General features: G+C 65.5%; 14 protein-coding genes. 12 read left to right on the top strand and 2 right to left on the bottom strand.

Features of this window, described 5'->3' with window-relative positions; all coding sequences use genetic code 11:
• Nucleotides 1–5 precede the first annotated feature (5 nt).
• Entirely contained in the window at nucleotides 6–437 is a 432-nt protein-coding gene (locus Q0316_RS07205; protein WP_298670861.1) for a ribbon-helix-helix protein, CopG family, read from the top strand.
• A 35-nt stretch (nucleotides 438–472) separates the two neighbouring features.
• On the opposite strand, the gene Q0316_RS07200 is transcribed toward Q0316_RS07205, so the two are convergent.
• Nucleotides 473–952 carry an SRPBCC family protein gene (locus Q0316_RS07200; protein ID WP_298670859.1) on the bottom strand — a complete coding sequence of 160 codons (480 nt, stop codon included), beginning with the start codon at nucleotides 950–952 and terminating at the stop codon, nucleotides 473–475.
• 167 nt (nucleotides 953–1,119) lie between these two features.
• Between Q0316_RS07200 and trbB the strand changes: the two genes are divergently transcribed.
• The 11 genes from trbB to Q0316_RS07145 all read left to right on the top strand — a co-directional run bounded on the left by trbB (nucleotide 1,120) and on the right by Q0316_RS07145 (nucleotide 10,925).
• On the top strand, nucleotides 1,120–2,136 hold the full coding sequence (gene trbB / locus Q0316_RS07195; RefSeq protein WP_298670857.1) for a P-type conjugative transfer ATPase TrbB: 1,017 nt from the start codon (nucleotides 1,120–1,122) through the stop codon (nucleotides 2,134–2,136).
• A 17-nt stretch (nucleotides 2,137–2,153) separates the two neighbouring features.
• Nucleotides 2,154–2,480 (top strand): TrbC/VirB2 family protein, encoded by a 327-nt coding sequence (locus Q0316_RS07190; RefSeq protein WP_298670913.1) that lies wholly within the window; start codon nucleotides 2,154–2,156, stop codon nucleotides 2,478–2,480.
• Nucleotides 2,480–2,761, top strand: coding sequence for a VirB3 family type IV secretion system protein (locus tag Q0316_RS07185; RefSeq protein WP_253638467.1), 282 nt, complete (start codon nucleotides 2,480–2,482; stop codon nucleotides 2,759–2,761). The genes Q0316_RS07190 and Q0316_RS07185 overlap by 1 nt, the downstream gene beginning before the upstream one ends.
• Nucleotides 2,762–2,775: 14 nt before the next feature.
• Nucleotides 2,776–5,214: a conjugal transfer protein TrbE gene (trbE, locus tag Q0316_RS07180; protein WP_298670854.1), complete on the top strand. Its 2,439-nt coding sequence runs from the start codon at nucleotides 2,776–2,778 to the stop codon at nucleotides 5,212–5,214.
• Nucleotides 5,211–5,972 carry a P-type conjugative transfer protein TrbJ gene (gene trbJ / locus Q0316_RS07175; protein WP_298670852.1) on the top strand — a complete coding sequence of 254 codons (762 nt, stop codon included), beginning with the start codon at nucleotides 5,211–5,213 and terminating at the stop codon, nucleotides 5,970–5,972. The genes trbE and trbJ overlap by 4 nt, the downstream gene beginning before the upstream one ends.
• Nucleotides 5,973–5,979: 7 nt before the next feature.
• Complete coding sequence (trbK-alt, locus tag Q0316_RS07170) at nucleotides 5,980–6,339, top strand: putative entry exclusion protein TrbK-alt (protein WP_367179653.1); 360 nt, start codon at nucleotides 5,980–5,982, stop codon at nucleotides 6,337–6,339.
• A gap of 1 nt (nucleotide 6,340) precedes the next feature.
• Nucleotides 6,341–7,696 (top strand): P-type conjugative transfer protein TrbL, encoded by a 1,356-nt coding sequence (gene trbL, locus Q0316_RS07165; RefSeq protein WP_298670850.1) that lies wholly within the window; start codon nucleotides 6,341–6,343, stop codon nucleotides 7,694–7,696.
• Nucleotides 7,697–7,698: 2 nt separating this feature from the next.
• On the top strand, nucleotides 7,699–8,382 hold the full coding sequence (trbF, locus tag Q0316_RS07160; protein ID WP_298670849.1) for a conjugal transfer protein TrbF: 684 nt from the start codon (nucleotides 7,699–7,701) through the stop codon (nucleotides 8,380–8,382).
• The gene (gene trbG, locus Q0316_RS07155) at nucleotides 8,379–9,431 is read left to right on the top strand and encodes a P-type conjugative transfer protein TrbG (protein ID WP_298670848.1); all 1,053 of its coding nucleotides are present in this window, start codon (nucleotides 8,379–8,381) and stop codon (nucleotides 9,429–9,431) included. Before trbF ends, trbG begins: the two co-directional genes overlap by 4 nt.
• A 110-nt stretch (nucleotides 9,432–9,541) precedes the next feature.
• Nucleotides 9,542–10,684, top strand: coding sequence for a TrbI/VirB10 family protein (locus Q0316_RS07150; RefSeq protein WP_298670911.1), 1,143 nt, complete (start codon nucleotides 9,542–9,544; stop codon nucleotides 10,682–10,684).
• 1 nt (nucleotide 10,685) lies between these two features.
• Nucleotides 10,686–10,925 carry a DUF2274 domain-containing protein gene (locus tag Q0316_RS07145; protein WP_298670847.1) on the top strand — a complete coding sequence of 80 codons (240 nt, stop codon included), beginning with the start codon at nucleotides 10,686–10,688 and terminating at the stop codon, nucleotides 10,923–10,925.
• On the opposite strand, the gene Q0316_RS07140 is transcribed toward Q0316_RS07145, so the two are convergent.
• Nucleotides 10,858–11,817, bottom strand: coding sequence for a LysR family transcriptional regulator (locus Q0316_RS07140; RefSeq protein ID WP_298670846.1), 960 nt, complete (start codon nucleotides 11,815–11,817; stop codon nucleotides 10,858–10,860). The two genes, Q0316_RS07145 and Q0316_RS07140, sit on opposite strands and share 68 nt — an antisense overlap.
• Nucleotides 11,818–11,960 lie beyond the last annotated feature (143 nt).

Here is an 11,960-nt window from a genome sequence, read left to right as displayed (position 1 = left end):
TCACCATGTCGAAACCTTCGAAAAAGCAGCGCCTGTCTGTCTATCTCGATCCCGCCGTGATGCGCCGGCTCGCCGAACATGCTGCGCGTCGCGATCATTCGCGATCGTTGATCGCGGAAGCCGCCATCGAATCCTTCCTCTCCCCGGATGCGGCTGAACGACAGGAGGCGGCGATTACCAAGCGCCTCGACCAGCTCGATCGCCGCATGACGCGGATGGAACGCGATCTCGGCATCTCCGTCGAGATGCTGGCGGTGTTCGTGCGGTTTTGGGTCGCGACGACGCCGGCCTTGCCGGAGCCTGCCGCGCAGGCTGCACGTGCAAAGGCCGGCGAGCGCTACGATCAATTCGTCACCGCGCTCGGCCGTCGCCTCGCAAAGGGGCCGAAGCTACGGCAGGAGATTTCCGAGGACGTCGCCGCCGACGGTGAGCCGTAGTACGTGGCCGTCAATCCAACCGGATCGGCGCAGGATCATCCTTCGACAAATCGCGCCAGGTTTTCGAGAGTCGAACGAAGCCCGACATCGTGGTCCGCTTTGCTTATTCCGATCGGCACATTCTCGGCGATGATCGAGACATCAGTGCCGCCCGCCACAGGCGACAGGCTCCACGTCATTTGCATCTCGCCGGCGAAAGCCGGATCATCGGACTGAAACGTCACGATCTGAACGACGCGATGATTTGGGATCAGCTCTGCGAAGCGACCTTCGACGACATCAGTGTCGTCGGAGGTCTTGCCTGCGCTAGGATGATCCCCGCGATAGGTCAGCGCCATCCTGTAGGTGCCACCTGGCCGGGCGTCGAACTCGTAGATCTGGCCGGTCATGCCATCCGGCGGAAGCCACTGCGGCCATGCCTTGGGGTCAACAAACGCACGATAGATCACGTCCGCGCTGGCGGCGATGAATCGCCTCGCTGAGTCGGTTCTCCCATGGCCGATATTCGCCGTCATTGATCGCTTACCTCGCGTTACCCGAAATCCCGCACCGCCATTCTCCTGTATTTGCGCGCTACACTACTACGCCGATGAATCTTTGTTGAATCGGCCCAAAATCAGGCCCTTTTAATCATCCCCGTCCGGGGAAGGACTGTCTCGACCCCGATGGAATCGGGGGTCATGTGACGGCTTTACATCAACATGCGGAAGGTCTCGCACGCGGCGCACGGATGCTGCGTACCGCGCTCGGGCCTGCGATCGTCCGCTATCTCGACGACGCCAGCATCGTTGAAGTGATGCTCAACCCCGATGGGCGGCTCTGGATCGACCGTCTGTCCGAAGGTCTTTCCGACACAGGTGAGCGTCTGTCGGCGGCGGACGGCGAACGCATCGTTCGCCTGGTCGCGCACCATGTCGGCGCCGAAGTTCATGCCGGCGCTCCGCGCGTCTCGGCCGAGCTGCCGGAAACGGGAGAGCGGTTCGAGGGCCTGCTGCCGCCAGTCGTCGCAGCGCCGGCCTTCGCGATCCGCAAGCCCGCCGTCGCGGTCTTCACGCTCGACGACTACGTGCGCGCCGGGATCATGTCGGCCGGACAGGCCGAGACGCTGCGCCAGGGCGTGGCCTCTCGCGCCAACGTCCTCGTCGCCGGCGGGACATCTACCGGCAAGACCACGCTCACCAACGCGCTGCTCGCCGAGGTCGCGAAGACCTCCGACCGTGTCGTCATCATCGAGGATACGCGCGAGCTGCAATGCGCCGCGCCGAACCTCGTGGCGATGCGCACGAAAGACGGCGTCGCCTCGCTCTCCGATCTCGTTCGCTCGTCGCTGCGCCTGCGCCCCGATCGCATTCCGGTCGGCGAGGTGCGCGGAGCCGAGGCGCTGGAGCTGCTCAAGGCGTGGGGCACAGGCCACCCAGGCGGCGTCGGCACGATCCACGCCGGCACCGCGATCGGCGCGCTGCGCCGGATGGAGCAGCTCATCCAGGAGGCTGTGGTCACTGTCCCGCGCGCGCTGATCGCCGAGACGATCGACATCGTTGCCGTCCTCTCCGGCCGCGGCTCCGCGCGCCGACTCTCCGAACTCGCACGCGTCGAGGGCCTCGGTCCCGATGGCGACTACCGCATCGAGCCAGCCGTCATCGAGGGCGACGGCGGCCCGACCTCGCTCACCCGAAGCCCTGAAGGAGAAAGCCTGTGATCCAACGCTTGCGCCCAATGCGCCTGCATCAAGTGCGGCAACGTCTCGCCATGACCGTGTCCGCCGCCACGCTGTTGGTCGTGATGGCCGCGCCTGCCCACGCCTCCGGCTCATCGATGCCGTGGGAGCAACCGCTGCAACAGATCCTGCAGTCGATTGAAGGTCCGGTGGCCAAAATCATCGCGGTGATCATCATCATCGTCACCGGCCTGACGCTCGCCTTCGGCGACACGTCCGGGGGCTTCCGGCGGCTGATCCAGATCGTGTTCGGTCTTTCGATCGCCTTCGCCGCATCGAGCTTCTTCCTGTCGTTCTTCTCGTTCGGCGGCGGGGCGCTGGTCTGATGACGGGCGTTGTCGAACAGGGCGGCGAAGTCCCGGGTTACACGGTCCCCGTACACCGAGCGCTGACCGAGCCGATCTTGCTCGGCGGCGCCCCGCGCGCCATCGCCATCATGAACGGGACGCTCGCTGGCGCCGTCGGACTGGGGCTGCGCCTCTGGCTTGTCGGCATCGCCATCTGGGCGATCGGCCATGTCGCGGCGGTTTGGGCTGCAAAGCGCGACCCGCTCTTCGTCGACGTGGTGCGCCGCCATCTGCGCGTCCCCGCGCACCTCTCGGTCTGACGGGGAACGCGCCGATGATGAACCTCGCCGAATATCGCAACCGCAACAGCCGGCTCGCCGACTTCCTGCCCTGGGTGGCATTGGTCGGCGCGGGCATTGTCCTCAACAAGGACGGCAGTTTCCAGCGCACCGCCCGGTTTCGCGGCCCCGATCTCGACAGCGCCGTCCCGGCCGAGCTGGTCGCGGTCGCCGGCCGCCTCAACAATGCCTTCCGTCGCCTCGGCTCCGGCTGGGCGATCTTCGTCGAGGCGCAGCGCCATGCCTCGAATCTCTATCCTGACAGCCGCTTTCCCGATCCCGCCTCGGCGCTGGTCGATGCCGAGCGCAAGGCGGACTTCGAAGAGGCCGGCGCGCATTTCGAGTCGAGCTATTTCCTGACCTTCACCTATCTGCCGCCGGCCGAAGACGCCGCGCGCGCCGAATCCTGGCTCTACGAGGGACGGGAGAAGAAGGGCCTCGACCCCAATGAGGTGATGACCGGCTTCGCCGATCGCACTGATCGCATCCTGCGCCTGGTTGAAGCCTTCATGCCGGAATGCCGCTGGCTCAATGATGCGGAGACGCTCACCTATCTCCACGGCTGCGTCTCGACCAAACGGCATCGTGTCCGCGTCCCCGAAACGCCGATCTATCTCGACGCGCTGCTCGCCGACCAGCCGCTCACTGGCGGGCTCGAACCGCGCCTGGGCGCATCGCATCTGCGCATTCTCACCGTCACGGGCTTTCCAACGGCGACGACGCCCGGCCTGCTCGACGAGCTGAACCGTCTCGCATTTCCGTATCGCTGGTCGACGCGCGCGATCCTGCTCGACAAGACCGACGCGACCAAACTGCTGACCAAGATCCGTCGCCAATGGTTCGCCAAACGCAAGTCGATCGCCGCGATCCTCAAGGAGGTGATGACCAACGAGGCGTCCGTCCTCGTGGACACCGACGCCGCGAACAAGGCCGCCGACGCCGACATGGCGCTGCAGGAACTTGGCGCCGACTATGCCGGCATGGCCTACGTTACCGCGACGGTGACGGTGTGGGATGATGATCCGCGCATAGCCGACGAGAAGCTGCGGCTGGTCGAGAAGGTCATCCAGGGCCGCGACTTCACCGCCATGGCCGAGACCATCAACGCGGTGGACGCCTGGCTCGGGTCATTGCCCGGCCACGTCTATGCGAACGTCCGCCAGCCCCCGATCTCCACGCTCAATCTCGCCCACATGATCCCGTTGTCAGCGGTGTGGGCGGGGCCGGAACGGGACGAGCATTTTGCAGCACCCCCATTGCTCTTCGGCAAGACCGAAGGCTCGACCCCGTTCCGGCTTTCGCTTCACGTCGGCGACGTCGGCCACACGCTGATCGTCGGCCCGACCGGCGCCGGCAAGTCTGTCCTGCTGGCGCTGATGGCGCTGCAGTTCCGACGCTATGCCCGCGCCCAAGTCTTCGCCTTCGACTTCGGCGGCTCGATCCGCGCGGCGGCGCTCGGCATGGGCGGCGATTGGCATGACCTCGGCGGCGATCTCAGCGACGGCGCGACCGATAGCGTCAGCCTTCAACCGCTCGCCCGCGTTCACGACGTGCCCGAGCGCGCCTGGGCGGGAGACTGGATCGTGTCGATCCTGACCCGCGAGGGCGTGGCGATCACCCCCGAGGTGAAGGAGCACATCTGGACAGCGCTAACCTCGCTGGCATCGGCGCCCGTCGAGGAGCGCACGATCACCGGTCTGGTGGTGCTGCTCCAGTCGAACGACCTCAAGCAGGCGCTCAGGCCTTATTGCGTCGGCGGTCCCTACGGCCGGTTGCTCGACGCCGAGCGCGAGCATCTCGGATCGGCGTTCGTTCAAGCGTTCGAGACCGAAGGGCTGATCGGCACCGGCGCGGCGCCCGCGGTCCTCTCGTATCTCTTTCATCGCATCGAAGACCGGCTCGACGGTTCGCCGACCCTCCTCATCATCGACGAGGGCTGGCTGGCGCTCGACGATGACGGCTTCGCCGGCCAGCTCCGCGAATGGCTGAAGACGCTGCGCAAGAAGAACGCCAGCGTCATCTTCGCCACGCAATCGCTCAGCGATATCGACGGCTCGGCGATCGCGCCCGCCATCATCGAAAGCTGTCAGACCCGGCTCCTATTGCCGAATGAGCGCGCGATCGAGCCGCAGATCACCGCGGTTTATCGGCGCTTCGGCCTCAATGACCGTCAGATCGAGATCGTCGCGCGGGCGATGCCGAAGCGCGACTACTACTGCCAGTCGCGGCGCGGCAACCGGCTGTTCGAGCTCGGCCTGTCCGATGTCGCGCTCGCGCTCTGCGCCGCGTCGTCGAAGACCGACCAGGCGGCCATCACCCGCATCCTCGGAGAACACGGCAGCGACGGCTTCCTCGCCGCCTGGCTCGATCACCGTGAGGTCGGCTGGGCCGCAGATCTCATCCCCACGCTCACCAACAAGGAGACGTCCCAATGAAACTGCGCAATTCCCGCGCAGCGCGTTTTGCTGCCGCGCTGCTGACCGCTCCCGTCGCGCTCGCGCCCATGCTGGCGACCCCCGCGCACGCCATCATCGTATTCGATCCATCGAACTACGCCCAGAACGTGCTGACGGCGGCGCGATCACTCCAGCAGATCACCAACCAGATCACCTCGCTTCAGAATGAAGCGCAGATGCTGATCAACCAGGCCCGCAATCTGGCGAGCCTGCCTTACTCGTCGCTGCAACAGCTACAGCAGTCCGTGCAGCGGACGCAGCAGCTACTCAGCCAGGCGCAGAATATCGCCTACGACGTCCAGCAGATCGACCGGATGTTCCAGCAAAAATACGGGAACGTCTCGCTGTCGGCCTCCGACCAGCAACTCGTCAGCGATGCGCGTTCGCGCTGGCAGAACACCGTCGGCGGCCTGCAGGACGCCATGCGCGTGCAGGCGGGCGTCGTCGGCAACATCGACACCAACCGCACGCAGATGTCGGCGCTGGTCGGCCAGAGCCAGGGCGCGACCGGCGCGCTGCAGGCGACCCAGGCGGGCAACCAGCTCCTCGCGCTCCAGGCGCAGCAGCTCGCGGATCTCACTGCGGTCGTGGCGGCCAATGGTCGGGCGCAAGCCTTGCAGTCGGCCGAACAGGCCGCCGCTGCCGAGCAAGGTCGCGAGCAGCGCCGGCGCTTCCTGACGCCGGGCTCGGGCTACCAGCCCGGCAATGCCCGCATGTTCCCGAACAGCGGCAACTGAGGCTGCCATGATGGACGGCAAGACCCTCGCGCGCGTCGGCGCCATCGTCTTCGTCGCGGTCGCCATCACGGCGACCGCGATCGAGATGAAGCGCAAGGACGTTTCGCCGGACGCCCTCGCGACGCAAAGCCATCCAGTTACGGCGCAAGATCCTCTCGCCGCCGAGTTGCTTCGTTGTTCCGAGATCGGCGAAGCCGGCACGCGCGATCCGAATTGCCTGAAAGCATGGTCGGAGAACCGGCGCCGCTTCCTCAGGCAACCCACCCCGGCATCCTCATCACCGTCAGCCGCCCCGACCACGTTGTTTCCAAGTGCGCCGGCCGGAGCTGCGATGCGGGCCGATCCCGCCCAACCGGAGGTTCGCTGACATGGGCGGCACCGGCGTCATCGACCATTTCCTCGAGGTCTTCACCCGCTACATCGACGGTGGATTCGGCCTGCTCGGCGGCGAAGTCGGTTTCATCGCCACCACCTTGATCGTCATCGACGTCACACTCGCCGCGCTCTTCTGGTCCTGGGGCGCCGACGACGACATCATGGCAAAGCTGGTGAAGAAGACGCTCTTCGTCGGTGTCTTCGCCTACCTGATCTCCAACTGGAACAATCTCGCCCGCATCGTCTTCGAGAGCTTCGCGGGCCTCGGCCTGAAGGCTTCGGGCACCGGCTTCGCCGTCAGCGATCTCATGCGGCCCGGCAAGGTGGCGCAGACCGGTCTCGATGCTGGCCGCCCGCTGCTCGACTCCATCTCCAACCTGATGGGCTACTGGTCGTTCTTCGAGAATTTCATCCAGATCGCCTGCATGTTTTTCGCCTGGGCGCTGGTGCTGCTGGCGTTCTTCATTCTCGCGATCCAGCTCTTCATCACCTTGATCGAGTTCAAGCTGACGACGCTCGCCGGCTTCGTCCTCATTCCCTTCGGCCTGTTCGGTAAATCCGCGTTCATGGCCGAGCGCGTGCTGGGCAACGTCATCTCCTCCGGCATTAAGGTGCTGGTGCTCGCGGTCATCATCGGCATCGGCTCAACGTTGTTCGCCGAGTTCACCTCGGGCTTCGGCGGCAACACGCCGTCGATCGACGATGCCATGGCGATCGTGCTCGCCGCGCTGTCGCTGCTCGGCCTCGGCATCTTCGGTCCCGGCATCGCCAATGGTCTCATCTCCGGTGGCCCGCAACTCGGCGCAGGCGCGGCCATTGGCACTGGTCTTGCCGCTGGCGGCGTTGTCGCAGCAGGCGCGGCCGCCACCGGCGTAGTCGTGTCGGGTGGCGCTGCTCTTGCTGGTGGCGCGGCCGCCGCTGCGCGTGGAGGCGCAACCCTCGCCGGCGGAGCCTCCACCGCCTACAGCCTCGGTGCAACCGGACAGTCGGGTGCATCGGGCGTAGCGTCGGGCGTCGGCAATGTTGCCACCACCGGCGCAAAGGCGGCCGTCTCACCGTTGAAGCGCGCAGCCGGTCGTGCCGCCGACAGCCTGAAGCAGAGCTATCAGGCCGGTGGTCAGGCCGCGACGGAGATCGCCACGAGCGCATCCGGTGCTGCGACGGCAACCGCCGCGGAACCCGCATCTCCGGGAGCCGCGTCCTCTGCCAGCGACGGCCCGCCAGCCTGGGCGAAGCGCATGAAACGCTCGCAGCAAATATCCCACGGCGTCTCCGCGGCCGCCCACGCCGTGCGCAGCGGTGACAGCCATGGCGGCGGCTCCTCCGTCAACCTTTCGGAAAGCGACTAACCATGTTCAAACGACCATCCACTCATTACGGCAAAGCCCCGCAGCCCGAGACGCCCTATCAGCGCGCCGCGCAGGTCTGGGACGATCGGATCGGCTCCGCCCGCGTGCAGGCCAGCAACTGGCGCTACATGGCCTTCGGTTCATTGGCGCTCGCGGGCGGGCTTTCGGCCGCGCTGGTCTGGCAGTCCGCCAACGGCTCGATCGTGCCCTGGGTGGTGCAGGTCGACCGGCTCGGCCAGGCGCAGGCGATCGCGCCGGCGACCGCCGACTATCAGCCGAACGACCCGCAAATCGCCTTCTACCTCGCACGCTTCATCGAACAGGTTCGATCGATCCCGTCCGACGCCATCATCGTGCGGCAGAACTGGCTGCGCGCCTACGACTTCACCACGCAGGGCGGCGCGCTCGCGCTCAACGACTATGCCCGCGCCAACGACCCCTTCATCAAGGTCGGCAAGCAGCAGATCGCGATCGAGGTGTCGTCGGTCATCCGCGCTTCGCCATCGAGCTTCCGCATCGCTTGGATCGAGCGCCGCTATCAGGATGGCTCGCTGGCTTCCACCGAGCGCTGGTCCGCCATCCTCACTGTTGTCGTGCAGCCCCCTCGTGACGCCGACACGCTGCGGAAGAATCCTCTCGGAATCTACATCAACGCCATCAACTGGTCGAAGGAGCTTGGACAATGACACCGACCTTCCGCAAAGCCGGGAGGCCGGCTTTCCTCAACTGCGCCGTTCCGGACTTCCGTAAATCTGGCTTGCCGCTTCTCTTGCTTTGCACATCGGCTGTCGCCGGCTGTGCCAGCCACACGCCGCCGCCGGAGATCTCCTACGACAATGCCGCCCCGGCCGTCCAAACGTCCGATCCGCCAGCGCCGGTCAGGGTGGTGGAATTGCCCAAGCCGCTCCCGCTGCCCGGTCAGTTGAAGCCACTCGGCAAGGACGGCAAGCCCGAGCCGGAACCGGCCGATCCCACCGCACGCGTCAACCAGGCCAACGCCGCTGCGCGCGTCCAACCCGTCCGCAACGGCTTCATCAACTCGATGCAGGTCTATCCCTTCGTCGATGGCGCGCTCTATCAGGTCTATGCCTCGCCGGGGCAGATCACCGACATCGCGCTTCAGCCCGGCGAGCAACTCGTTGGCTCCGGTCCCGTCGCCGCCGGCGACACCGTGCGCTGGATCATCGGCGACACCGAAAGCGGCGTGGGCGCGGCCAAGCAAATCCATATCCTCGTGAAGCCAACCCGTGCCGAGCTGATGACGAATCTCGTCATCAACACCGACCGGCGGACCTATCACATGGAGCTGCGCGCAACGCCTTCGACCTACATGGCGTCGGTGTCCTGGCAATATCCGCAAGGCCAGCTTATCGCGCTGCGCCGCCAGAACCAGCAAGCCGAGGCCGCGCAGCCGGTGTCGGGCGGGATCGATCTCGCGCGCGTCAATTTCCGATACGAGGTGACGGGCGACCGCGCGCCATGGCGGCCGCTGCGCGCCTTCGATGACGAGAAACAGGTGTTCATCGAATTTCCGCGCGGCATCGGCCAAGGCGAGATGCCGCCGCTGTTCGTGGTCGGGCCGGAGGGCGACACCTCCGAGCTGGTGAACTATCGCGTGCGCGGCAATTACATGATCGTGGATCGCCTCTTTGCCGCCGCCGAATTGCGGTTCGGCGCGGGCAAGAATCAGAAGCGCGTCCGCATCTCCCGCACCGACGGGAGGCCGGCATCGTGAGCGACGAACGCGATCCCGAAAAGGAAGAGGGACCGTCGCAGGGTTCGACGCCCCAGCCTCAGCCGGCCGAAGACGAGCCTCGGCCGCTGACCGGCGAGCCCGCCGCGACGATGCGGCTGCGCGCCGATCCGCCGCGTGTGACCCGCCTGTCCCGAAAGGTGCTGGCTGGTCTGGGTCTCGCCGCGAGCCTCGGGGTTGGCGGGGCACTGATCTACGCGCTCCAGACCCGTCACGGAGGCCAGGGCCAGGAGCTGTACTCGACGGACAACCGCTCGACACCGGACGGACTGTCTGGACTGCCGAAGGATTATTCCGGCGTCCCGAAGCTCGGGCCGCCGCTGCCCGGCGACCTCGGCCGACCTATCCTCAATGCGCAGAATGGCGCCGCCGTGCCGACGATCGGCACGCCGACGACAGGCCCTGTGGGGCCAAGCCCGGAGGAACAGCGCCGGGCGCAAGAGCTGGAGGCGGCGCGGACCGCGCGGCTGTTCGCCTCGACCGAGACTCGGCCCGCCAGTGCTGCAGCCTCGGCACAGCCTACTACGATCGCCACGCCGCCGGCCGATCTCGCCAGCCTCGGCCTGGCGCCGCAGCCGGCGACGCCCTCGGCGCAGGACCGCCAACTCGCCTTCCTCAACCGGGCCCCCGACAAGCGCACTGTCTCGCCGGATCGCGTGGCGGCGCCGGCGTCGAAGAATGTCCTGCAGGCCGGCGCCGTGATCGCAGCCGCCCTCATCACCGGCATCCGCTCAGATCTGCCAGGTCAGATCACCGCGCAGGTGACGGAGAACATCTATGATAGCCCGACCGGCAAGATCCTGCTCGTGCCCCAGGGCACGCGCGTCATCGGGCAGTATGATAGCGGCGTCGGCTTCGGTCAGCGCCGCATCCTCCTCGTCTGGAACCGGCTCATCTTCCCCAATGGCCGCTCCATAGTGCTTGAGCGTCAGCCTGGTGCAGACGCGGAGGGCTATGCCGGCCTCGAGGATGGTGTCGACTATCACTGGGGTGATTTGTTCAAGGCCGCTGCGCTCTCAACGATCCTGAGCATCGGCGCCGAGGCCGGATCATCCGGTCAGGAGAACGACATCGTGCGCGCCCTGCGCCGCGGCGCATCCGACAGCATCAATCAGACCGGCCAGCAAATCGTGCAGCGCCAGCTCAACATCGCCCCGACGCTCACCATCCGACCGGGATTCCCGGTTCGCGTCATCGTCACGCGCGATCTCGTGCTTGAACCCTACGGAGGTTGAGATGGCCAAGCTGAAATTGGGACCGATCGTTGACGACAAGCCCGTGAAGGTCACGGTGGAGTTACCGGCAAGCCTGCATCGCGACCTAACGGCCTACGCAGAAATTCTCGGCCGCGAAGCGAGGCAACCGCCGGCCGATCCCGTTCGTCTCATCGCTCCGATGCTGGAGCGGTTCATAGCCACGGATCGGGGATTTGCAAAAGCGAGGAAGTCAAAAGAACTGCCGAAACCGTCTGAATGATTGTGGCGGCAGCCGAGCGCGACATTGAACGCGCAAGACTGAGGAGGCGGCGCCAGGCCGGGTTATCATTCCGCGGCGACCACACCGCGCAGAACGGCAGAACCTCGCCGGCAAGCTGCCGATAGGCAGTTCCCGGAAACTGAGCCGCCGTCCCGGCCTCGCTCATGACCGTGACGCCTTGGCCGATCGCCACAAGCGACAGGAGATTGTCCCTCCCGATGTATTGGGTATCGATTTCTGGGTGACGCCCAAGATCGGCGAGGCGTTGAACCAAATAGTCGTGAATTTCCGATCCAGGGGCACCGTCACTTACAATGAATCTCTCGTCCATAAGATCACGCCAGCCAAGCTCCGATTTCTCAGAGAGAGGATGATCGCTGGGAAGTACGGCGAATACTCGCTCGGACCAAAGTTGCTCTGTTTCACAGTCCGACCAATGTGTGGTTCCCGTGATAAAAGCCACATCGAGTTGAAGTCGCCGGATCGAGGCAACGTGATCCGCAGGATCGCCGTCAAAAAATTCGACCCGTACACTTGCATGCTCCTTGCCGTAGGCTCCCAGCAGATCGGACAGGAATCCAGACGCGAGCGACGAAAAGATTCCGACCTTGATATGCCCCCGCTCGGAGCGACCTATGGCGGCCACATCCTTCGCGCCGTAGTCGATCTGTTGAAGTGCTTTGCGTGCTCGACGCACAAACTGCTGTCCTGCCAACGTCAGGCAGACGCCGCCGTTGTGCCTCTGAAATAGGGAAGCGCCGAGTTCGTCTTCGAGATCGCGAACGCGACGGCTGATCGCTGATTCCTGTATTCCCAAGGCCGAGGCCGCCTTTCGGAAGCTGCCATATTCGGCCGCCGCAAGAAAATACCGGATCTGGCGGAGTTCAAGCATCGGTCAATTGCGACCGAGATCTATTCGAAATAATTCCTGGCCTCGCGACGGTCCATCGTCCGCTCGTTGCGAGCATCGCTCTATAAGCACCATCTACCACGACCATCGCGCCCCGACCGCAGCTAAGGCAAGACCTCCCGATT

The sequence above is a fragment of the uncultured Sphingomonas sp. genome, from assembly GCF_937871615.1.
GTDB lineage: Bacteria > Pseudomonadota > Alphaproteobacteria > Sphingomonadales > Sphingomonadaceae > Sphingomonas.
Note: the sequence above shows the minus strand (reverse complement) of the source record. Positions and strands in the feature narration are given on the sequence as shown.